The organism is Tepidibacter hydrothermalis (assembly GCF_029542625.1).
GTDB classification, from domain to species: domain Bacteria; phylum Bacillota; class Clostridia; order Peptostreptococcales; family Peptostreptococcaceae; genus Tepidibacter_A; species Tepidibacter_A hydrothermalis.
In genome coordinates this window covers 64,417-89,193 of the sequence record NZ_CP120733.1, presented here as the reverse complement: position 1 = coordinate 89,193, position 24,777 = coordinate 64,417, and the positions used below count along the sequence as shown (strand labels likewise).

20 protein-coding genes and 1 riboswitch are annotated in these 24,777 nt (G+C 29.5%); of the genes, 6 read left to right on the top strand and 14 right to left on the bottom strand.

The window, feature by feature from the left end:
• Positions 1-99: 99 nt before the first annotated feature.
• The 5 genes from P4S50_RS00285 to P4S50_RS00265 all read left to right on the top strand — a co-directional run bounded on the left by P4S50_RS00285 (position 100) and on the right by P4S50_RS00265 (position 2,712).
• Complete coding sequence (locus P4S50_RS00285; RefSeq protein WP_277732510.1) at positions 100-321, top strand: DUF1659 domain-containing protein; 222 nt, start codon at positions 100-102, stop codon at positions 319-321.
• Positions 322-623: 302 nt separating this feature from the next.
• The gene (locus tag P4S50_RS00280; RefSeq protein ID WP_277732509.1) at positions 624-842 is read left to right on the top strand and encodes a DUF2922 domain-containing protein; all 219 of its coding nucleotides are present in this window, start codon (positions 624-626) and stop codon (positions 840-842) included.
• Positions 843-1,043: 201 nt separating this feature from the next.
• A complete protein-coding gene (locus tag P4S50_RS00275; RefSeq protein ID WP_277732508.1) occupies positions 1,044-1,193 on the top strand; it encodes a YvrJ family protein in 150 nt (49 codons plus the stop codon).
• An 81-nt stretch (positions 1,194-1,274) separates the two neighbouring features.
• Positions 1,275-2,018, top strand: a complete 744-nt coding sequence (locus P4S50_RS00270; RefSeq protein WP_277732507.1) for a class I SAM-dependent DNA methyltransferase — start codon at positions 1,275-1,277, stop codon at positions 2,016-2,018.
• A 265-nt stretch (positions 2,019-2,283) separates the two neighbouring features.
• Positions 2,284-2,712, top strand: coding sequence for a DMT family transporter (locus P4S50_RS00265; RefSeq protein WP_277732506.1), 429 nt, complete (start codon positions 2,284-2,286; stop codon positions 2,710-2,712).
• A 577-nt stretch (positions 2,713-3,289) separates the two neighbouring features.
• On the opposite strand, the gene P4S50_RS00260 is transcribed toward P4S50_RS00265, so the two are convergent.
• From P4S50_RS00260 to thiT, 3 genes are all read right to left on the bottom strand, one after another.
• Positions 3,290-4,822 (bottom strand): AbgT family transporter, encoded by a 1,533-nt coding sequence (locus P4S50_RS00260; protein ID WP_277732505.1) that lies wholly within the window; start codon positions 4,820-4,822, stop codon positions 3,290-3,292.
• 13 nt (positions 4,823-4,835) lie between these two features.
• Positions 4,836-6,017 (bottom strand): M20 metallopeptidase family protein, encoded by a 1,182-nt coding sequence (locus P4S50_RS00255; RefSeq protein WP_277732504.1) that lies wholly within the window; start codon positions 6,015-6,017, stop codon positions 4,836-4,838.
• Between the two features lie 733 nt (positions 6,018-6,750).
• On the bottom strand, positions 6,751-7,275 hold the full coding sequence (gene thiT, locus P4S50_RS00250) for an energy-coupled thiamine transporter ThiT (protein WP_277732503.1): 525 nt from the start codon (positions 7,273-7,275) through the stop codon (positions 6,751-6,753).
• A gap of 55 nt (positions 7,276-7,330) precedes the next feature.
• A riboswitch (TPP riboswitch) is annotated at positions 7,331-7,442 on the bottom strand.
• A 156-nt stretch (positions 7,443-7,598) separates the two neighbouring features.
• Between thiT and P4S50_RS00245 the strand changes: the two genes are divergently transcribed.
• On the top strand, positions 7,599-8,135 hold the full coding sequence (locus P4S50_RS00245) for a sigma-70 family RNA polymerase sigma factor (RefSeq protein ID WP_277732502.1): 537 nt from the start codon (positions 7,599-7,601) through the stop codon (positions 8,133-8,135).
• Positions 8,136-8,173: 38 nt separating this feature from the next.
• Here P4S50_RS00245 and P4S50_RS00240 read toward each other — a convergent pair whose 3' ends face one another.
• The 11 genes from P4S50_RS00240 to P4S50_RS00190 all read right to left on the bottom strand — a co-directional run bounded on the left by P4S50_RS00240 (position 8,174) and on the right by P4S50_RS00190 (position 24,764).
• The gene (locus P4S50_RS00240; protein WP_277732501.1) at positions 8,174-9,019 is read right to left on the bottom strand and encodes an SH3 domain-containing protein; all 846 of its coding nucleotides are present in this window, start codon (positions 9,017-9,019) and stop codon (positions 8,174-8,176) included.
• A gap of 262 nt (positions 9,020-9,281) precedes the next feature.
• Positions 9,282-9,473, bottom strand: a complete 192-nt coding sequence (locus tag P4S50_RS00235; RefSeq protein ID WP_277732500.1) for a hypothetical protein — start codon at positions 9,471-9,473, stop codon at positions 9,282-9,284.
• A 238-nt stretch (positions 9,474-9,711) separates the two neighbouring features.
• Positions 9,712-11,124 carry a Na+/H+ antiporter NhaC family protein gene (locus tag P4S50_RS00230; RefSeq protein WP_277732499.1) on the bottom strand — a complete coding sequence of 471 codons (1,413 nt, stop codon included), beginning with the start codon at positions 11,122-11,124 and terminating at the stop codon, positions 9,712-9,714.
• Between the two features lie 429 nt (positions 11,125-11,553).
• On the bottom strand, positions 11,554-12,465 hold the full coding sequence (locus tag P4S50_RS00225) for a hypothetical protein (RefSeq protein ID WP_277732498.1): 912 nt from the start codon (positions 12,463-12,465) through the stop codon (positions 11,554-11,556).
• Between the two features lie 77 nt (positions 12,466-12,542).
• Complete coding sequence (locus tag P4S50_RS00220) at positions 12,543-14,165, bottom strand: bifunctional metallophosphatase/5'-nucleotidase (protein WP_277732497.1); 1,623 nt, start codon at positions 14,163-14,165, stop codon at positions 12,543-12,545.
• Between the two features lie 1,187 nt (positions 14,166-15,352).
• Positions 15,353-16,033, bottom strand: coding sequence for a DUF3307 domain-containing protein (locus tag P4S50_RS00215; protein WP_277732496.1), 681 nt, complete (start codon positions 16,031-16,033; stop codon positions 15,353-15,355).
• A complete protein-coding gene (locus P4S50_RS00210; protein ID WP_277732495.1) occupies positions 16,023-17,183 on the bottom strand; it encodes a GAF and HD-GYP domain-containing protein in 1,161 nt (386 codons plus the stop codon). Before P4S50_RS00210 ends, P4S50_RS00215 begins: the two co-directional genes overlap by 11 nt.
• 17 nt (positions 17,184-17,200) lie before the next feature.
• A complete protein-coding gene (locus P4S50_RS00205) occupies positions 17,201-19,303 on the bottom strand; it encodes an Ig-like domain-containing protein (RefSeq protein ID WP_277732494.1) in 2,103 nt (700 codons plus the stop codon).
• A 29-nt stretch (positions 19,304-19,332) separates the two neighbouring features.
• The gene (locus tag P4S50_RS00200; RefSeq protein WP_277732493.1) at positions 19,333-20,751 is read right to left on the bottom strand and encodes a stalk domain-containing protein; all 1,419 of its coding nucleotides are present in this window, start codon (positions 20,749-20,751) and stop codon (positions 19,333-19,335) included.
• On the bottom strand, positions 20,738-22,594 hold the full coding sequence (locus P4S50_RS00195) for a CHASE2 domain-containing protein (RefSeq protein ID WP_277732492.1): 1,857 nt from the start codon (positions 22,592-22,594) through the stop codon (positions 20,738-20,740). The genes P4S50_RS00200 and P4S50_RS00195 overlap by 14 nt, the downstream gene beginning before the upstream one ends.
• 703 nt (positions 22,595-23,297) lie before the next feature.
• The gene (locus P4S50_RS00190) at positions 23,298-24,764 is read right to left on the bottom strand and encodes an S-layer homology domain-containing protein (RefSeq protein WP_277732491.1); all 1,467 of its coding nucleotides are present in this window, start codon (positions 24,762-24,764) and stop codon (positions 23,298-23,300) included.
• Between the last annotated feature and the right edge of the window lie 13 nt (positions 24,765-24,777).

Sequence of the window (24,777 nt, the reverse complement as noted above, 5' to 3'; positions counted from 1 at the left end):
CCTTTATAATTATACTACTCTTTTGTTAATAAATTACATTTTTTTAGTGTCTCTTTTATACTTTCATATTCATATATAAAGTTGAAAGGGGATGATAACATGGCAATAACAAGTATTAAAACAGGAACAAGTCTGAAATTAAAGTATTCTTTAGGTCTCAATGAAAAAGGTGTTGAAAAATTTAAGACAACATCTATTAAGAATCTATCACTTGATGCAACTGATGATGATCTATTTGGAATGACTACTTTGATGAAGGATATGCAGAGCAATTCTTTGGTTGATGTTAAAAAGGTAGTTGATACTGATTTAAGCGAGTAATTATAGTATCCAAAATATATCTATGAAAATACCGCTCATGCAATAGAATTTTTATAGATATTAAAGGTTTATTATATTTTTGTTATAATCCCGCAACTAAAATTATTAAATTTTCTCTCTTAGGTTAAATTTTATTCCTGTCCAGAACCTTCATAAGGTAGGAATAAACATTTAAAAGTCGTTCAAAACTTTAATAATTTAAGTCGCTAGTTATAGGTGTCTATCAGAATTTTCAGTTTCACCTCAGCAAATATAATAAACCTAACCGGTATGAGAAATTTAAAATATAAGGAGGTAATATTATGGAAAAGAGACTTGATATGAAGTTTGTTAAATCTGACGGTAAAAAGGTGACTGTTAAGGTTCATAGCTTAAAGGATGATGTTGATGATAGTGCTATAGATGCTTTGATGGATTATATAGTATCTAAGAATCTGTTTAAATTCAGTGGAGAGAGCATCGTTAAGAAAGAATCAGCTGAGATTGTAACTACTCAAACTGAAAATGTTCATATTAACTAATTGATAAAGGGGCTAATTTTAGCCCCTTTTTACTCTATAGGAAATTATATCATTTTTTGTTTTATGGATAACTTATTGAAGGATATAAACATGCAACTATTTTTGAGCAACGGAGCCTGGAAGGATCGTTTGCGACATGAGTCACCGCGTTAGCGAGTAGACGAATTTTTTACTCTATATAAAAGTATAAGGAGGAATATTATGAATGAACTTTTAGGGCTTGTTTCTAATGTGGGTTTTCCAATAGTTTTATCCATTTATCTTCTAACGAGGATAGAGGAAAAACTTGAAAATTTGACCCAAAGTATTAACAAGCTGAATAATGTTATTTCTAGAATAGAAACAAAATAATCTAATTTTTTGTATTTTTGTTTGTTTCAATGTAATATATTACTGGACAAGAATTTTTTCGTATAACAGGAGGGGTAGACTATGTGTTCCAAACAAAATATTTATGATAATGAAACTTTTTTTAATGGGTATAAAGCTTTAAGAGCAGATTCTGTTAATTACAATATTTTATTAGAACAACCTATATTTAGGAAATTATTACCTGATCTAATAGATAGATATGTTTTAGATGTTGGATGTGGCATGGGGGATTCTTGTATTTTTTATGAAAAGATAGGAGCTAAAAAAGTTATAGGAATTGATATTTCAAATAAAATGATATCAGAAGCAAGGCGAAGAACTAATAGTGAAATGATTAAATATTACAACACGGATATGTGTGATATAGAAAAACTTGAAACTAGATTTGATGTAATAACTAGTTCATTAGCAGTACATTATATTCAAGACTTTGATTCTCTACTAAAATCGGTTTATCATAGCTTAAATAGTGGGGGCTATTTCATATTTTCTCAAGAACATCCTCTGACAACTGCTCCTTTACAGGGAGTAGAGTACACTTATAATGAAAATGGAGATGTTATTCATTATAATTTATCTGATTATATGTATAGTGGAATAAGAAAAGTTGAATGGTTTGTAGATGATGTAATAGTCTATCATAGACCTATTTCAGAAATTATAAATCTATTAATACAAAACAATTTTATAATTGAACAAATCGAAGAATCTACACCTAGTAATAATGCATTAGCTCAATGCCCTGACATGAGCAAAGAATTTCACAAGCCAAGTTTTCTTTTTGTTAAAGCAATGAAGAAATAAACCTAATCAGTATTATATTTGGTTAACTCTGTGTAATACTATCTTACTATGTGTGTAATAAGGGAAGTCTAAAATGACTTCTCTTATTTTATATACTCATATAAAGAAATACAAGATGACAAATGTCCTAACGAGTTTTGTTAGAAAGATGATACACTTAATATAATCGTCACATACTCTTTAACCTTTGAAGAGTATGCATTATCATAAAAGTGTGTATATGAGATTTAATCAAATGACAAAAAATTAAAGGATGTGAAGAACAGTGTTAGGAGTAATATTTTCCTTTATAGGAGGTATTTTTATAACCATTCAGGGCGTATTTAATACACGTGTAAGTGATAAAATAGGTCTTTGGGAGACAACAGTTATAGTCCATGCAGTTGGACTGACTGTAGCACTTATAGTAATGTTTATTTGGGGTGAGGGCAGTTTTAAAAAATTACAATCAGTTAATAAATTATATCTGATAGGTGGTGCATTTGGTGTCATCATAATTTTTAGTGTTATTAAAGGATTTACATTATTAGGTCCTAGTTATTCAATAGCGATATTATTGATTACTCAACTAATTACTGGTACCATAATTGACACTTTCGGATTATTTGGCAATCCTCAAATGAAGTTTCACTTAACAAAACCATTAGGGATTTTAGTGATGATTGCCGGAATAATTATATTTAAGTTAAAATAACATATGGTTCATATGTGTAAAATAATTTTACTAATATTGATAATACTTTGATTATTTTATTTGCGAAAATAATATACATATTGCACCAGCCAATGTACTACTACATCGTAGATATAATTTATTAATCTTAAGGGGACCATAAAACTGGTGTAGATTTTTTTTATCGTATCTTTCTAAACAACGTAAAAAAGCTAATCCTTAAATTTATTTTTAAGAACTAGCTTTTTTATGTTGATATCTTATGTGACCTATTCATGTTTTGGTGGACTCACCCCTTTATTTAATATTCTTTAATTGTTTCTAATTTTATATATCTTCTTTTTAATCATCCTTTCTATAATTTTTTGTTATTTTATAATTCATTCTAATGTCTTTGGTGGAATCATCTCCTATTCTTTAGGTATTTGTTAATATTATTATATCATAATTTTCAGAAAATTCAATGTTTTTGTAGAAATTTTCTGAAATTTATTTTTAAGTATTAATAATGCACCCCTATTCCCAAACTATTATTTAGTCCAGAAATAGAGGTTCATTAGACAATTTCAAACCTACATATATATTCCAGCACCAGGACCTAGAGGTATATTCCAGCACCAGGACCTAGAGGTATATTGAATTGCATAAATACAACCATTAGTATTATCCATATGATTCCATAAACTATTGAATACGGAAGCATATTTGCAATTATAGTTCCCATTCCTGCCTCTTTATCATACTTTCTAGCAAAAGCTAAAATTATAGGGAAGTATGGAAATAGAGGGCTTATAGGATTAGTTATTGAATCTCCTATACGGTAAGCTACCTGTGTTACAGCTGGATTATAATCAAGAAGCAAGAACATAGGAACGAATACAGGTGCCATTATAGCCCATTTTGCCGAAGCACTTCCTACAAATATATTTATGAATCCAGACAATATGATAAATCCAATTATAAGTCCAAATCCAGTAAAGCCCATATTCTTTAGTGACTCTGCACCTTTTACAGATATTATTACACCTATATTACTAATTGTAAATAAAGCTAAAAATTGAGATGCAGCAAAGGCAAGAACTATATACATACCCATCTCACTCATAGATTGCCCCATCATAGTAACTACATCCTTATCATTTTTTATCCTTTTAGTTACCTTTCCATATACTAACCCAGGAATAAAGAATATCAAAGTTATTATGGGAACAAGTCCTTTCATAAGAGGCGCTTTGGATGCCAATAAAGAATTAGTTTCTGGATCTTTCATAAACGCATTATCACCTATACAAAGACCAACTAATATAGCTACTATTAAAAATAAAGATATACCTGCCCATTTAAGACCTTTCTTTTCATCTTCAGTAATTTCACTAACCGCTTCTGAATCAGAATCTCCTTCATATTTATCAAATCTAGGAGCTATTATTTTCTCAGTTATAATTACAGATGCTATAAGAATTACAATAGTAGAAGCTAAAAGAAAATAAAAGTTCATAGCAGGAGTAGCTTGATAGCTAGGATCTATCATTTGAGCAGCAGGTATAGTAAATCCTGCTAACAAAACATCTATCATACTTACCATAACATTAGCTGAAAAACCTCCAGCAACCCCCGCATAAGCTGCGAACATACCTATAAGAGGATGTCTTCCTATTCCAAGAAATACAATAGCTGCAAGCGGAGGTAACACTATAAATCCTGCATCTCCAGCTGCATTAGCAAGTATTCCTGCAAATATTATCATACCTGTAATTAAGCTTTTAGGAACCTTACTAATAGAATTCTTAAGAGCACTCTCCATAAGTCCTGATTTTTCAGCAACACCCGCACCAAGCATAACAACTAAAACAAGACCTAGTGGTGGAAACCCTTGAAAGTTTCCTACAATACCTGTTAATATACCTCTAAGCCCATCCTTACTCATAAGATCTACTACATTTACCGTTTTTTGAGTTAATGGATGAACAACAGATACATTTGCCATAAATAACACCTTAGATAAGATGATTATTAGTGCACATAAAATAACAAATAAAGTTACAGGATCAGGTAGCTTATTTCCCACAATCTCTATCCCATTTAAGAATCTACTAAAGAGCTTGTTATTCTTAACCTGTGCTTTTTCCATAACACTCCCCCCTTTATGCTTTTAGATAATCTATAGCTGTCTGAGCAAGCCCTTTAGCAATAGTAAGTATATTCTTATCATCCCACTTGAACTTAGGATGATGATGAACTACTAAATTATCCTTATCCTTACTAATTCCTACAAACATAAAAGACGCTGGAACTAATTGACCAAAATATGCAAAATCCTCTCCGCCCATAGTAGGCTCCTTCATATCAACCACCTTGTCTTCTCCAACTATCTTTTTAAAAGAATTTTTAGCAATCTCAGTCATCTTTTCATCATTTATAAGAGCTGGATATTTTTCTTCATATTTGAATTCATAACCTGCTCCTTGAGACTCAGTTACAGCCTTTAATATATCCTCCATAGCCTTTGGTATAAATTTTCTATTCTCTTCACTAAAAGTTCTAACAGTACCTACAAGTTCTACATCATTAGGTATAACATTGTGGCTTTTTCCGCCCTGAATAGAACCAAAAGATATAACTGCACTTTCAAGAGGACTTATTCTTCTACTTACAATAGATTGAATATTATTAATAACCTGACTAGCTATAACAATAGGATCTATAGTAAGATGAGGAACTGCTCCATGTCCACCTTTTCCTTTTATCTTAATCCTAAACATATCTGGTGCTGCCATCATAGGTCCTTTTCTTACATGCACTTCACCTTCAAGCATTCCACCCCATAAATGACATCCAAAAGCTGCATCTACCTTAGGATTATCCATTACTCCCTCATCTATCATAGGTTTAGCTCCACCCTGCTCTTCCTCTGCTGGTTGAAAGATAAGTTTTACATTTCCATAAATCTCATCTTTCATATTATTTAGTATCATAGCAGCACCCAAAACACCTGCCATATGCCCATCATGACCACATGCATGCATACAATTCTCAATTCTAGACTTATACTCTACATCTGCCTCTTCATTAATAGGCAAAGCATCCATATCAGCACGAAGAAGAACTGTCTTACCAGGATGATTCCCTTTTATAAGACCTACAACCCCAGTCTTTGCAACATTAGCTTTGTAATCAATCCCCAATCTTTCAAGCTCATCACTAATAGTCTTTGCTGTCTTGAACTCCTCATAACCCCTCTCTGGATACATGTGAAATTGATGTCTTAAATTGACCATTTTTCTGTAATTATCATCACCTATTTTATTTATAACATCTGTATACATTTTCATCCCCTCCTTGTCTATATACTGTATACACTTGTATTTTATTTTTATGCATCCTCTTTCTCTTTTAGTACACAATTCAACATATTAATATTTATATATGTATAAATTTCTTTATACGTCTCAGTTTCGTGAATTTTATAATCTCTTAGTATATAAAAATTCGCTTCATGCTAACGCATGGCTCATGTCGCCAACGAGTCCTAACGGGCTCCGTTCTCAAAATTCACATGGTTCATGGCGCCAACAAGTCTTCGACTCTGTTGCTTAAAATGGTTGCAAATACAACTCTTCCATCAATGTTATCCGCAGAACGAAAATCTTATAATCCTTCAAATAAAAGAAAACACGCCTATTAAAATACTGCTACTAGAATAAAGTAGCTTTAATTTTAATAAGCGTGTTTTTTTATTATTATAATTAAAATAACGTCACGAATTTAATATTAGTAAGATGATAAACTTACTCTTAAAACTGTCTATAAAAATGTTAGTGAATGCTTTTAGATATTTTGACTAATATAACTTAGATTTTATCGTTTAATAATCCGTTAAAAAATTTATGTGTTTGACCGTAGGGAGTTCGTAAATTTTAGGATTATTAACAAGATAAAAACTTAGTTATATTCAAAGTATCGTTGCATTCGCGGTATTTTTATAGATAGTTTTTGATAACCCAAATAACAAAAAAAGAACCTAGATTTCGTTTGTATGAAATCTAGGTTCTTAAAATTTTAAACAACAGCCAATGATTTGAATGACTTATAAAGCACTCCAACTACACCTATAGATATCACTAGCTCTGGCAGTAAATACGAAGCATTATAAGTAATTGAATAAATCCAAGGATTAGTTCCCTCTGGTGCATAAGAAGCCCAAATTATAGCTCCAGACAATACATGAGATGTGAATCTTAAGAAAACTCCAAGACAAGTTCCAAGAACTACACCTCTTAATGAATCTCTAAATAATCCTGCAAATCCTAGCACTCCAAACGCCAATACATAATCAAGTAATATAGACATTATATGAAAACTATACTTTGGTCCTAATATAAATTGAAGTATTCCGTATGTTATCGATACAAAAAGTCCTGGAGATAATCCCCATCTTATAGCATAAAGTATTATAGGAATCATACTTCCAGCAGTAACAGACCCACCAAAAGGACCCTCATATATTTTTACATAACTAAGAATCTGTGCAAGTGCTAACATAACGCCTGCTTCTACTAACATTTTAGTAGTCATTTTTTTCATTTGTACTTCCCCCTTTTTAATCTAAAAAAATGCTACGCACATAGCGTAGCATTGATTAACTAATTCAATATAATTCCTACGCTGGCATTATCCAGATCAGGTATTAGGGTCGAAACTCTTATGCGGTTTCCTCTCAGCCAGACTTTCTAGCTCCCCTTTTACTATTTTTAATTTTTTTACACTTTCATTATATATTTTTTAAAAGCGTATGTCCATACACTTCCAAAATTTTCATATTATTTAGTATATACTATTGCACGTCGAACAAATGTTCGATATAATATTTTTAGAACATATGTTTGGTTAATTTAGGGGGGATACCATTGAATACATATGAAGAAATTAATGAATTAGTTAGGATGTCTCAACAAAATGATAAAGATTCACTCGAAAAACTACTTGATTTATTAAAACCACTTATAATTTCCAAGTGTAAGCACTACTTCGGATATATAAGCGAAGATCTTTACCAAAGCGGAATTATAAAATCAATAGAACTTATAAATAACTTCGACTTTAAGAAGAATACCAAATTCCTCGGATATATGAAATTTATGATAAGTTGCTTTTACTGGGATCAAAAAAAGAATGAACTAAATTCAAAGGAAGTAAGTGTAGACTTTAATGATAATCAAAGTAAGGAGGTTTATATTGAAGACTTCTCAACTATAGAAACTATAGAAGCTTTATCTATTTTAAATGATACAGAAATAAAGGTTATAGAAAAGAACTTAATAGAAGGACATACCCTATCAGAAATAGCAAAACAAATGGATATATCCTGTAGTTGGGTAAAACAAGTTAAAGCTAAAGCAGTTAAAAAACTAGCTAAATACTATACTTTAAACTACTCAATATGACGAATGCCCAGATAGTTGAATAACTATCTGGGCATTTATTAATATTTATAGTTCATAGTATTATACGAAACCCAACCAGTACGAGATTCTCCGTAACTATCATAGCACTGTACCTTGCACCAAAATCTTTCAGAATTCTCAACTTTCGTTTCCATAACATAGCATTCAGATCCCTCTGGAATTGTTGTTATAACATCTGCATCCAACTTTGGAGCAACTCTTAAATTTGCATTTTTAGCAATAATTGTTTGATATGTGTCCTCTACATTATATGCTGTACATGCAATCTCATTTAACTGCTCTTCTTCTTCCGCTCTTTTTTTAGCTTCTTCCATTTTCATTTCTTGGTTTTTCTTAGCTTCTTTTATTGAAAACTTTAGTTCATCTTTTAAATTTTTTGCTTCTACACTTGTTGGAACTGCTTTTATATAGTTATTCAGTCTATCTATTGCATCGTCTTGATTTCCTACTTCAAATTCATCCCTAATTTCCTGAAATATATTCTCTTCAATACCTTTTAATGTCTTTGTAGTTTCTCCATATCTTTTTTTATCATTTTTAGATATCCTAGAAAAGAATCTTATTGATTTCTGATATTCACCTGCATCAAAGAGTTCCATGGCCTCTTTATAATTTTCCTTAGATTCCATGAGTTCTATTGCTAAGTCCCTTTTATCTGCAACAGCCTTATTATATTTCTTACTAAGCATATTTTCATATATTATAATTCCATCTTTATACTTTTCCATAGAAACTAAAGCATCTGCCTGTTCTAAGGCCTTTGTTTTTTTAAATGTACTCACACCATAACTCCCAAGCGTTCCTGCAACAACTAGAAAAGCAATAGATATAGCTAAAATAAAAATTTTTTTCTTTTTCTCCATATACGGCAACCCCCTTATAACGTCAAATAATTAGATTTTTGTTTTCTATTAAGATTTATTCTACACATTATTGTAAATTCCTTCCTTAATGTTCTTTTTTTTACAATATATGATCTTTATTGTAAATATTTGAAAGGATAAGATTTTATTTTAACATCAAAAATTGCATTACAAAATTAAATATCCGTTAAGAAAGTCCATTGTATTACCAACTGAAATTTAGAACTTTTTTAACGGATATTCAATAAGATATAATGTTTTGTTAACTATCATAAAGTATATTATATATGGCATGTCTAGGTAAATTATGAATTACATCTCCTACAGCGAACGATATAATCGGAGAGCCCTCTGATTCAAACCACTGTAGAATTTGTTGTATCTGCAACTGTGTTAATTCATCTTTTGGAACTATTAAAGAATTTCCATCAATAAAATTTATCTTTATTGACATAGATATACTTCCTTTCTGAATAGTATTTAAGTTTAATATATATTATTTAGATATATACTAAATTGTTCCCACAATAAATTGTATTAATTCTCTCCTTTTATATTTTACCACACTAGAATTTTTTTCCAATATTTATTATGAATTTATACCAGAAGGTGATAACCAACTAAAATACTGATTATCACCTTTTTAAATTTCTAAAAGTTAATTTATTCAATTACTGATTATAATATAGTTCTTATTTCATATTATCCTTTCTACCAACACCTAGCGCAACACTTACAATCATAACAGCTAACATTGCAAATGCATAGAACACAAACGGTGTTACTTCCATTGCAGTTAATGGATGAATACTATCTCTTGTAAATCCTATAGTGTAGATAATAGCCGGAGTCCATGGCAAAGAATAAACCAACGTACAAGAAGTTGCATCAAGGAGATTGGCTGTTCTATATGGACTAATCCCATGCTTTCTTGAAAGAGGTTTTGCAAATGACGCTCCAACAGCAAGTATAGCTGGTGCATTTAACCCCATTATAGCCGAAAGAAAACTTGTCATAAGCATAATAGAGTATTCAGCACCCTTTGGTCCACGTGCAATTTTGCCAAGAGATTCAAGCAATTTCACATCGCCATGGCCAGCTCTCATAATTGCTATAGATCCAAACAATAATATTGCCAACATAACTACTTGAATCATACTATTTATACCAGTATAAATAACTCCATCAACAGTTCTATCAAGACCCGAACCTACAACTCTAAATAAAGCATTTTTAGTTACATCTTGTGCTGGATCTATCTGAATAAAATCTATTAATCCACACATTACTGCAGTAATACTTGCCAGTACAGTACCTATAGTAGTTGCTATAATAATATCCCCTGACTTTATAGCAACCCATATTGTAATAGCAACAGGTATCAACATGCAAAGTGTCATAGAATTATATTCAATTGTTCCAACAGAAGCTACTTCCCCACTGTAACTCATTCCGTATACTATAATGCCTACCAATGTTATAATAGCTGCTGTAAGTGCATATTTAAGTCTAGATTTTACAACACCAGGAACATCCACTCCTTGCGATGTAGCAGAACAAATAGTAGTATCAGAAACAGGAGCTAAATTGTCTCCAAAAGCTGCACCTGATACAATAGAACCTGCTAATAATGCAGGATGTGCGCCTAATGCTATCCCAGCAGGATACAAAACTCCCATCCCTGCTGCAATAGTACCAAATCCAGTACCTGATGCAGTTGCAAATACCGCCGAAGAAATAAATGATACTACTATAAAAAACGTACCTCTTATACCAAATGATGCTGACATACCTGCAATACCCGATGCAAGACCTGATTCTCTAAGAATTCTAGAAAATACACCAGCAAATATCCAACATACTACAGGAATAATTGCTTCTTTACTAGCCATACCATTAATAATCACTTCACTATAAAGTTTCTTATCTTTCGCAAAGAAAAACGCTGCAATAAGTGCCATAAAAGCAGGAATCCAAAGTGCTCCATTAGAAATAGAACCCGCTACAAAAGTAGTCATAACAATAAGCACTATAAATACTATAAACGGTATAAAAGACATCCATTCCCCACCATAAAACTCAAGCTTCTTATTATTAGTTAACATAGTTCCCCCCTTTTATAATAAGATCTTTTTTGTCATGTATATACTATATGACGTTATAAATATATGAGTTTGTTTTAATTTTTAATCCTAATAATGTTTATATATTCATTCAAAAATATAGCTATCATAAATATACCAATCAAAAAATATAACAATCTAAAGTCTATACACCTACTTACAACCTAGTAATACCAGCATTTACACATCTATCAAAATATAGAATCAGTACAAATTCTTGTGTATAAGTCATAAAATAAAACAAAAATATTTGATAAATATAATATTAAAACAACCTACTGTTAATAACTCAAATAACAATACACAATAATGTTGATATCTTGTTCTTATATAATATTTTGAGACAAAACCTGTGTATTATTTTTTTGCAAAAAAATAACCACATTATCATAAAATAATATGGGTACAAGATCATACACTCTCTTCAATTAAAGTTTTTAAGTAAGCATTAAAATGTATTATTGGATCTGAAAACTGTCTTAACTTAGATGCAAGCAAGTCTAATATATGTGATATTTCTTTATAACCATATCTATAGAGATTATTTAATATAATATCTATATTATTCTCTACTCCTACTTCTTTTTTACTTACAACATATTCATTCAATTCTTCTATATATAAAGATTTCTTTCTATCTAATAAAAGCTTATCTATATCCTTAGAATACACAAGACTTATTATAGACTCTCCTTTTTCACTGTGCTCATGATTCTCTTTAAAATCTTCAGTCATATCTTCTAATATAAATTTATGTAAAAGATACTCTTCTTTATAATTTGCCCTACATACAGTTTGATTATGAAAAAAAGAAAAATCAAAAAAAGAACTAATACTATCGAGAGTATTATGTACATACGAAAAACAAATACCAAATAGATCAACCATCTTGTTTATATTAACCGTAAAATACTTTATCTTATTAAGCTTTCTAATTTGACCAATCAAATAAAGAGCAACTCTTTTTTCTAACTTACCAAGTTTTTTAAATTCCATACTAAAACAAAACATAGGAATAACTATAATTCCCTTAGAACCTTTTTTAAACCCTGCTTTATATCCTTTTATCTCTATATCTCCATCTTCATTTATCAATAAAATATCCTCTTTTATAAATCTATTCATAGCTCTATAACCAGTAGCTCTAGAAGATGTATAGATATCTATCTTGTTTATAACAGAGTTCATGCTCTTTTCTTTTATTGCTCCGTTACTATCACATATTTTGCATAAATTAATGAAGTAATCTATTTGCTTAGATGTAAAGCTTCCATTTATTAAAGTTCTTAAAGTATCATAAGGTACAAGCGGCAAATTTTTCATAACTAACCCTCCATATATATCACTCATATCTATATATGGAATTTAAATATATAAACGGACATGCTTATTTATATCTTTTATATAAACCCTATTATCTCCCAATTATTATTTAATTTAGGCTCTATTACTCCATTTTTAACTTCCTTAATATATTTTATAAAAAGATTTCTTATAGTTCCTTGTTTTTGTCCAAAGGCAGTTTTTGAATCCCAAAGAATAGGAAAGCTTCTTCCTTCTAATGGACCACCCTCTCTTATTAACTTGGCCATCCTATAAGAGTTCATGCCTAACTTTAATTTAGTATCATTCTCTATATCAGTTCCATTTAATAATTTTAGATCTACTATTCTATTTCCACTTTCCTTACTTAGATCTATCTTATACGTAACTCCACCAAATATATCATTAGTACTATACTTTGAAGCTCTTCTCTTAGGATTAAAACTGACTGTAACGTCACCTTCTTTTAAAGTATTAAAATAATCTGCTGACCATTCCATATAATCCTTCAAATCCTTACCTGTAACTTCATAAACAGTAACTTCTCCACCAGTATACTGATAATTATAAGCTATATCCTTTTTCTTAATATCTCCAATATCAAGTTTAGCCCTATCATTATCTATACTTATTGCCACAACATCAGCCTTACTATAATAAAGCTGAATCTCATGAAAGAAATTCACAAGTGGTGTAGGCTTAACCTGAACAGTTGGAATACCTTCAATCTCATCATCTTCAACCATATTCATTCCCTTTAGCTCTCCTATAACCTCATTAGCATTTTTTCTAAGTATATTATGAAAGTTCTCGAATTTTTTCTCCAAATTTTTATCAGAGGGATAATTCTTAACATCTATAGTTTTAGATTTTTTATCTACTAATTTAACTCCATCGCTATCTCTTTCAAAAGTCAAATCAACCTTTGATATACACCTACCATATTTATAAGGCTCGGTAATTAAAACTCCATTTATAGTATTACTACTTACATTCTTATGCATATGACCTGCTATTATAACATCTAGTTCTGGACAAGTATTAGCCATATCAATAACACCTGTTCCTGAAATATTATTTTCGTTATCTTCTCCCATATGCATAACTCCAACTAAAACATCAACTTTTCCTTTAAGTTCATCTATTATTTTTTTAGTCTCATCTATAGGCTGCTTAACAACTAGATTTTTTAAATGATCACTATCATTTTCAAACTCAACTATCATAGGAGTAGTCATCCCTATAACACCAACCTTTACTCCACCTTTTTCTATTATCTTATAACCATCTAAATATCTCGAGCCATCTTCCTTGTAAATATTTCCTGAAAGAGCAGTTCCGTCGAACTTAGATATTATTCTATCTAAAACTTCAGTCCCAAAATTGAACTCATGATTACCCATTGTCCAAGTGTCATAACCGATCTCATTCATACCTATAACCATAGGATTTTCATCATATCTATTAAATATTTCTACGAAATTATCCTGAATAACATCTCCACAATCAACTAATATAATATTAGCATTATCTTTTTTAAATTCCTGAACAGCACTATATATTTGAGTTAGACTTCCAGCCTTATTCTCTGTATCAGAAGCATAATGCCAAGGCATAAATCTACCATGAACATCAGAAGTGCCTAATATAGTTATATTAACTCTTTTCTTTTCATTAGATATCCCATAAAAAGGTGTCATAAAAAACCCTCCTGGTTAAAATTTACATTCTATATGGAATAATAACATATAGCCTCAAAATTGTATATCATTTTGCTATTTCTTTAAAAATATATAAATTACTTACATTGAATAAAAAAATTCATCTACTCCCTAACACGGTGACTCATGTCGCCAACAAGTCTCGGGACTCTGTTTCTTAAAAATAGTTACAAGTGTAGCCTTTTAAATAAGTTATCCGTAAAATAAAAATTTTATAATACCTTAGTATATAAAAGGCTTGATATATACCCAAAATAAATCTCTGTTGTTAATCTATCTTTCTTTGCTAAATATAAATTATAGCCTCTATTTTACATTAAAATCTATCAAATACAAATATATTTATCATATTTCCCCGGAAATGCGACATCATCCTCTACTCTAATACTACTTATTTCTATTATTAATTTGTATATAAAAGGATGTTATCTCCTTTTACTTTTATATGTGTTATCAAAAATATCTATTCAAATCCCACTCATATATTCAAGTTGAGATATATTTGTAGCATTCATTCGTCTTAAGAGAATATTAATTTGAGATTGGTCAGGGAAACTATCCATGTTAAATAAATTTGCTTATAGTTTTTCAATTCCTAGCTTTTCATTTATATCTTTCATACATTCACAGCCCATTACAATTGACATTATTATGGTTATCATCTTTTGATAAACAAAATATTTTATTCTTTTCATAAATAATACCACCTTTTTTATTATAAATTTCTTTTTAATCAGGGGAATTCTTTTATAAGGATATGGTATTATTTTTTTATGTTTTTTCCATGGTCACAATAGTGAGATAAAGTTTGACTTTGTAATAGAATGCTTGCTATTAAAACTATATATGACAATGTTAGTGAGTGTTTTTAGATATTTTGACTAATATAACTTAGTTTTTAGCGTTTAATAATCCGTTAAAAAATTTGCGTGTTTGACCGTAGGGAGTTCGTAAATTTTAGGATTATTAATAAGATAAAAGCTTAGTTGTATTCAAAATATCGTTGCATTCACGGTATTTTCATATATAGTTTTAATAACCCACATAAAATCAAAAAGTAGCTACCTGAATTTCGTTTATACGAAATCTAGGTAGCTAATCATTTAAATAGTTTTATTAAAAATATTTACAACATTAGCGGTATTTTAATAAGCTTCATTTTGCTATTAACCACCTAAAAACAAATAACTTATTATTATAAAAACAAAATACTTAATAGCAATAATCTTTAAGTTATAATCAAAAAATTCCTTTTGATATTTTTGATAGAAGTAAAAAAGTAATATTACCAAACTAATACTCCAAAACAGTGGTAAGTAAAATAACAACCATACCATTAAATTTGTCAACGCATCTATTATTCTCTCCTTCTTTTTGAAAAATCTCTTTTCAATCAAGCTAGAATCTATATCTCTGATTAATATTATTACCATTACACTTGATACATAAGTTAACACAATTATAGTGATCAATATCTTTATTAGTGACAAATCAATCATTAATATATTATTAGTTAATCCAAAATTTAAAGAGAGTATATAAATACCTACTATATGTATTATTTGATCTAACACAAATATAATAAACTTATATTTTTTAATATGTTTATTTATATTTTCTTTTAAAGAATCTATACTGTAGTGAATTATAAAATTTAATAGTGATGCTATTATTCCATTAATTCCATAAATACTTAAAAGTACAGCCTGTGAAACAAAAACTATAAGCGAGTGTATAAACACTCCTTTTTTGCTAGTTGATTTCATTATAGCTACTTTGTTTGTTTGTAAAACAAAATCACCTACTAAATGTCCTAATATAAAGACAAGAAAAAAACTAACATTCATTATGGCTTACCATCTTTCTATCCATTACTATATTAAAGTATTTTACACTTTCTGGATCAAATTGTGTTCCCGAATGCTTGTTTATTTCATTCATTGCTACTTCATGAGCCAAACCTTTTCTATAAGGTCTATCTGTAGTCATAGCATCATAAGTATCAGCAACAGATATTATTCTAGCTTCTAATGGAATTTCTTTTCCTTTAAGTCCTTTTGCATAACCTGTTCCATCATATTTTTCATGATGATATTTTACACCTGGTATAATTTTACTTAACGATCCCATAGTTTCTAAAATTTTAGAACCTATTGTAGGATGAGTTTTCATTATCTCAAACTCTTCATCATTTAAACTTGATTCTTTGTTTAATATAGAATCTTTTATTCCTATTTTCCCAATATCATGCAAAATAGCCATATACTCTAGTTCTTGTAATTGATTATCCGTTAAATTCATTTCTTTTCCTATCTCTAAAGCGTATTTCGTTACTCTTTGAGAATGACCTTTTGTATATGGGTCCTTAGCATCTATAGTAGCTGCTAAAGCTTGAATTGTATGAAGATATAAGTCTTTCATTTCTTTATAAAGTTTAGCATTTTGAAGAGCTATAGATATTTCACTAGATATTCCTTCAATGAAGTTTTCATCCTTTTGAGTAAAAATACCTCCACCTTCTTTATTTATAACCTGAATTACACCAATCACTCTATCTTTAAATTTTATAGGCATTGTAAGCATAGCCTTGTTTTTAAACTCTATTTTTTTGCTTATCTCTTTTTTGAATCTAGTATCTTTATTTACATCTTCTATATTTAATTTTTTTCCTTCTTTAGCTACCCATCCAGCTATGCCTTCTCCAATTTTAAGTCTTATTTGTTTTAGTTTATCTCCTTTTTCTCCTAATGCTACTTCAAACCAAAGTTCTTGTTTTTCTTCATCAATTATATATAAAGAACATGCCTCTGCCTGTGTCTCTACTTTTACCGTTTGCATAACTTCTTCCATTAAATCTTTGATTTTTATATTTGAAGTTATCTTTTTACCTATTTTATCGTATTTTTCTAATATTAAGATTCTATTGTTCTTATTTTTAATTATTCTCCAAGTTATAATTTGACAAATAAGTAAAATACAAATTATTAATTTTTCCATACAGCCTCCTTATATATTTACGCTGGATCTGGCATAATGAACGGTAGATCAAGATAACTCATTATATAATCCTCAAAAGAATTGTCTATTTCATTATCAATAATCAAATTATTCAATTTAACAAATACACAGTTATTCTCTCCCATATCGTGTTTTGGTACAATAAATTCTAAATTTATATAACCATTTTCATCTACTACTGTACTTGTACTCAAGTTCATATCTATAGAACTAGTATCCGTAAATATTTTTAAATCCGAACTTACATTTGTCCCTTCAGGTTTATTTGTATTTATTTTAATACTATATTTAATTTCTTCAGTTTTTACATCTATTCCTTGTTCTAACAAAGAACCAAAACGCCCAGATTCTTTTGTTAATTCTTCTTCTATGATTACTCCGCTAGTCATACCTTCTATAGAAACTGTGTTTTTTGATTGTACTATTATTGTACATGTTGTTTTTATTGTTTTATCTGCACTACTTACCGTTACTACAGTTTGTCCTTCTTTCAAACCAGTTATTATTCTACTTAAATTTGATTCTCCTAAATCTGGAGTATCACCTCTTGGCCCAGGTTCATCTAGTTTTACTATACTTGGATCATCCACTTCCCATATTAATTCTTTGTTTGCTTCATCATTTAGTTGTATAGAAGCATTTAACTCATAAGTCGATCCTTCTTCCACAAATATTTTTTCTTTATTCAATACTATTGTTTCTTTTATCTTTACATCTATTGTACATGTTGCTGTTACTTTTTTATCTGCACTACTTACTGTAAGCGTTGTTTGTCCTGCTTTTACACCTCTTACTAATCCATTTGTATCTACTGTTGCTATACTTGGGTCTTCTATATTCCATGTTAATTCTTTGTTTGTTGCATTATTGGGTTCTATAGTAGCACTTAATTGCTCTGTTGCTCCTTCTTCTATCGATGTTGTTTCTTTATTTAATGTTATCTTATCTACTAATATTTCCTTTACGTCTATCGTACATGTTGCTGTTGCTGTATTATCTGCACTACTCACTGTCAGTGTTGTTTGTCCTGCTTTTATACCTGTTACCAATCCATTTGTATCTACTGTTGCTATACTTGGATCGTCTATTTTCCATGTTACTTCTTTGCTTGTTGCATTATTTGGTTCTACTGTTGCACTTAATTGTTCATTTGCTCCTTCTTCTAAAGTTAATATCTCTTTATTAAGAGATATTGATTTAACAGCTATAGATGAATTAGAACTATTTTTATTTGATGATCTTCTCTTTTTTCTTTGATTACTACTTTTTATCTCAATATCAAATTTAATTGTTTTATCATAACCATTGTTTTCATTTAGTTTTTCTTTTATTTCCTCTACTTTTTTCCTTTTTACTTTAATCTCTTCTTTTATTTCATCTATTTTTTCTGACCACTCTTTATCTATTACTTCATGATCTTCAGCTATTATATTCAATAATTCTAAGTCCATATTTTGTACAGTAGCTTTTATTTTTTTTCCCATTTCTTTATCTTTACTTACTGTAACTTTCTCATTTTTTCCTACAAAGGCTTCTTTTTCAACTTCTTTTATACTTCCATCTTCTTTAACAACCTTTTTACGTGTCTTTGTAGAAACTACACCTTCTAAAACCGTCACATCTGTCTTTCCATCATTTTGACTTACATAGAATTTAGTTCCTCTTACCCCCATAATTGCAGTTGGAGTTTTTACCTCAAATTTAGAACCTGTATTTAATTTTTTATTAATATTAACCCAAGCGCGACCTCCTACTAAATTGAGTTTAGTTTTATTTGTATTTGAATCAATTGATTCGGTTAACTCGCTGATACTGACATAGCTACTTTCTAAAACTTTCAATTCCTTATTTTTATCTATCTTAACTTTTACCCAAGATTTTTCTCCTGTTATTATCCTATCTCCTTGATTTAATTTCATTTTCTTAGAAGGTTTAAAAGCTTTTTCCCCTCCAGATTTCATTATTTTAACTTTTCCATTAAAATCTATAATCTCTGCATTTCTTAAAGCATCTTGTGCATAAACTGCACTACCTAAAAGACAAAATATAATGGTCATCAACAATAGGCCTTTATAAAATACATTGTTACTTTTTTTCATATTATTTCATCAATCCTTTCAAAACTGAGCTATTCCTTATCTTTTATTTCTACCTTGTAGTATTCAGGTATCCATTTCACATCAAATCCCATGGCCTCTCCAAGGTACCTTATATGTACAAAACTTCTTCCGTTTCTAATAACAAAAGGATCCTTATTTAATTTAAGCTTTTTATAAAAATCACCTTTTTTAACTTCTATTTCTTCAGTTTTTTCATTCCAAGTGACTGTAGCTCCAAATGCTTCACAAATAGATCTTATAGGAACCATAGTTTTTCCTTCTTCTATATAAGGTTTTGCATCAAAAACATCCACTTTTTTATCATTAACCCATATCTGAATTTCATCTGATTTTTTATTTTCATTAGATATATCTATTAAATTATTTAAATCAATATCTATTCTTTTTATCCCGTTATTCCACATATCAGATATATATAAATACCCAGAATTATAAAGAACATCTACAGGAGCATTAAAATTCGAGTTAAATATAGTTATAACTTGTCCATCTGTTTTTATTGCTCTAACTTTATTATTCCATGTATCTGCAACAAAAATTGTTCCATCATCTGCTACATCTATACCTTTAGGAAAATTAAATTTAGCATCTGATCCGTACCCATCTTTATATCCACCTTGTATATAACTTGTTCCATGTATAACAGTACCCATTGAACCAGCAATTGTTGCTACATCACCATCTTCTATTTTTCTAATTAATTGATTACCACTATCTGCTATGTACATATTTCCTTTTTTATCAATTGTAATATCACTAGGCTCATTAAACATAGATTCTTTAGTTAATCCATCTTTATATCCACCATCTAAACTATACTTACCAGCAAATGTAGATACTTCTCCTTTTGGAGTTATCTTACGAATAACATTATTTAAACTATCTGCTACGTAAATATTATCTTGTTTGTCAATTGATATTCCCAAAGGGGTATTGAACTGTGCTTCAGTATTTTTACCATCTTTATATCCAGCTACTTCTGTTCCAGCAAAAGTATATACTTTGCCCTTTGAGATTTTTCTTATAACATTATTTCCAGTATCTGTTATAAAAATTTCTCCTTTAGAATTCATAACTGCATCCTTTGGTTTGTTAAATTGTGATTTTAAAGGATCAGTGTCTATGTATCCTCCTAATGGGAATCCCATAGAGTCTAATTCTTCACAAAAACCTGCAATAGTTATTACTTTATCGTCTTTAATTTTTCTTATTCTATTATTATAAGAATCGACTATGATTAATTCACCATCATCATTCATAAAAATTCCATAAGGCATATTAAACTTTGACTCTAATCTAGCTCCATCTTTATACCCAGACTCTCCTGTTCCAGTATATAAATCCATTTCTAATTCTTGTGAAAATCCAATCAGGTTCATTACCATAAAACTAATTATAGTAACAATTATCAGTCTACATTTCTTCATATTCTTCTTTTATTCCCTCCAGTTCATAAATTAGTACTCCATTAACTTTACCTTTTACTTTTATTTCACCAAGATACTTAGCTTCTATTTTATCTTTTACCATCTCATATGTATCTTTACTCATAAGTATTTGTCCACCTTTTGCATTACTTTCAAGTCTTGCAGCTGTATTTACTGAATCTCCAATAGCTGTGTAATCCATTCTATGTTTTGATCCTATATTACCAACTACTGCATCACCTGTATTAATTCCTATTCCAAATTGAACGGTATGTCCAAATCTTTCTTGAAGAGTGTCTTGTAGTATTTGTGAACCTATCTTCATATCCCATGCTGTTTTTACGGCTTTAAAAGCATGTTCATTTAAGTCTAGAGGTGCATTGAAAATTGCCATGGTTGCATCTCCAATGAATTTATCTACAGTTCCTCCATTTTTAAAAACAGATTCCTCGCAAAGTTCCAAATAATCATTTAATATATGAATCACTTCTTCTGCTTGTGCCTTTTCCGATAGTGGTGTGAATCCTCTAATATCTACAAACAAAGTAGTAATCTCTCTTCTTGTTCCTCCTAATTTAAGAACATCTTCTCCACCTTTAATTATTTCATTAACTACTTGAGGAGCAACGTATTTACCAAATATATTCGTAATTCTTTTTCGTTCTATTATTTCTGATATATAGTTTAATATCCAAAGAACTACATACACTGATATTAATAGTCCTATTGGATATATCAACTGAATTCTAACTCCTTGATTATACATTCTTTTAGCTATATAAATATATATGTATATACATGGTATTACTACAAACATTACTTTTGTTTGTCTCTTAATTTCAAATAATATAAATCCTATCAAACTAAATATTAAAAGAATAATAATATTAAAATGATCAGGAATATTTTGTTTAAAACTATTGTCTATATAAGATTGGATAATATTGGCGTGTATTTCAACTCCATATATTCTCTCTTGTGTATCCATAGGTGTATAATAATAATCGTCTATTCCCAAGGTATATGGTCCTATTAATACTATTTTATCTTTAAAAATTTCAGGATAAATTTGATCTTCTAGTACAGCTGAAAAAGGTATGTATTTGAATTTATAAGGAATTGTATATAAATCATCTGTATTTCTTGTAATATCTGCTATGTTATCTCTTGCTTTTCCAACGAAATTTATGTATCTTCTATTTGATTTATCTTTGCTTACTTTTATTTTATCAACATCTTTTTTAGTACTTTCTAGATATTTATTATATATTTGATAGTCAAAGCTTTTTATATCCTCATTTTCATATTTAAAATCAACTAATTCTCTTCTAACAACTCCATCTTTATCTGTGAAAACATTAATATGTCCTACTGAAGCTTTATTTTTTAAATCTTCTATAGGCTCGATTAAATCATATGCATTTATTTGTCCTAATTTTGATGTTTCTTCAAATATTCCATACTGCGATAGAACTACTTTATTTGATTTTTCAATAGCTTTTGCAAAAGCTATATCCTCATTAATATCATTTGAGCTTTCCGAAAATATAATATCTATTCCTATAGCTGCGGGATTTCCTTTTGATATTATATCTACTAGTTTGGCATGATAACTTCTTGGCCATGGCCATTGCCCAAGTTTTTCAAGACTCAAATCATCTATTCCAATTATAATAATATTGCTAGTATCTACTTTAGACATTTCAGATTTATTTTTAAGTTTGCTTCTTGTAAAAATTGCATCCCCCAACTTACTTTCTACGTATTCAAAAGAGTCAAAATAAGAAAAAACAGCAAAAAAAATAAATAGCGATAAAACTATATATAAACTTTTTCTTTTCAATCTATATACCCCTTTCAATTATAATCCATTTTATTGTACCTAATATTTTCGACAAAATAAAATAAATTCCTCCATGTTTTTTAGTTATATACTATAGATTATCATATTATATACAATAAATCTAACTACAACACACATTTCCTGCTATTACCTCAAACATAAAACTATTTCCCCGGAAATACGACATTTGCATATACAAAAAAATACCATACTATCATAAAATGATTCCTATTTAAAAAGAAATCTAGAATGATAAATATGGTATTAGTAATTTAATAATATGAAATTCTTAGTTTATTAATAAGAACCACATTAAAAAAATAAGGGGCATTAAAATTCACTTACGCTCATATCGCCAACGAATTCTAATGAATTCCATTGATCAAAATGTTATCTACTTTTGATTTTATGTAGATCATAAGAACTCTTCATAAAAATACAGCTCATATATTCAAAGTTTGGTAATATACCTAAAAAATGAAGCTTATTAAAATGTTAGCTAATGATTTAAATGTTTTTGTATAGAACTTGAATTATATCGTTTGAATATCCGTCAAGAAAGTTCGTTGTCTGACCGTTAGGGAGTTTAGAACTTTCAGGATATTCAATAAGGTGTAATTCTTAGTTCTAAAAAAACATTTAACATATTAGCGGTATTTTAATAAGCTTCATTTTGGGTTAAACACAAATTTAAAAATATTATCTAATTGAAATATATTATATTTTCTCTATAATCTCTTTGTAAATCCCTCTCAAGAAACTCCAAGAATCTAACCAACATTGCAGATGCTTCAGCTCTTGACATAATCTTATTTGGATTTATCTTGTTGTACTTATCACCTTGAATAAGTCCTATCTCTTTTGCCATATATATACTGTCTTTTGCCCAATAAGGTATTTCTCTATCATCAGAAAAACTAGTATAATATCCTGGTGTTGGTGCCTTATTTTCAAATCCTAAAGCTCTTACCATTATAGTTATAGCTTGTGCTCTAGTTAAGTTTCTATCTGGATTGAACTTATTATTCTCACCATGTATTATTCCTTTATCATATCCGCTCTTTACATACTTATAATTATCATCTTTAGTATCTAAATCTTGAAATACCGGCTCTTCTGGAGGAGCCTTTCTAGATCTTTTTTTCTTAGGTTCTTCTATATAAGACCTTATATCACAAGACTTTATCATAGCCTTTGTAAATTCCATTCTATTCATAGGTAAATCAGGAGAGAAAAACTCACCATTTTCATCAAAGACATCAAGAGAATATAATTTTTCTATATAACTTTGAGCCCAATGTCCACCTAAGTCTCTAAATTTAGGAACTATAAGTCTTTCGACTTTAGGGACCATTTCCTTATTCATTTTTATATTTCCTTTATCTCTTTTATCATCATCTACTTTTCCATTATCTATTTCTGGAAGATCATACTCATATCTTGATACCATCTGTTGATTAGTAATCCTCATATGTCCTCCATTAAAACTTGAGAAATTAGCTTCATTGTCAGAGTACTTTAATACCTTAGTAGTACTATCTGATACTGATGCCTTAACATGACCTTCCCAAGATCCTTTTGAATCGTTCTCCTTTATATTTCTTATAGAGTAGTTTATAATCTGAGTTTCACTATTTCCCCAGAAGTTTTTATATCCTACATCTTGTCCAGAAATATCTACTATTACCTCGCCTTGATCCTTATTAACCTTATAATACTTTCTTCCCTGCATATTCCCATTATAAAAATCAGATGCCGGTCTATTATCTATAACATTAGATTTTGAAAACTGAAAATCCTCAAGCTCATACTTATCAGCACCTATTTGTATCTTTTCGCTGTATTTTGATATAGAACTTTGAGCTATAGTCTGTCCCTTATCATCTCTCTTATCAAGAAGAGTATTAACCGTAACCTTCCTATCAAGCTTAGCCTTTTTATCCTTATTCTCAAGCTTAAAAGAATAACTTATACTAGCTTCAGTATCCTTAACTCTCTCCGAAACCTTTATCTCACCCTTTAACCTAACAGGCTCTCCACTTATAAACACAACCTCTTCATATTCATACTCATTATTAACCCCGCCCGAAAACTCAGGAGGAGCAGCCCAAATATTAATAGGACTAAGCACCATGCTCATAACAAATAAAAACGTCAAAATTCTTCTCATATTCCTCCTCCTT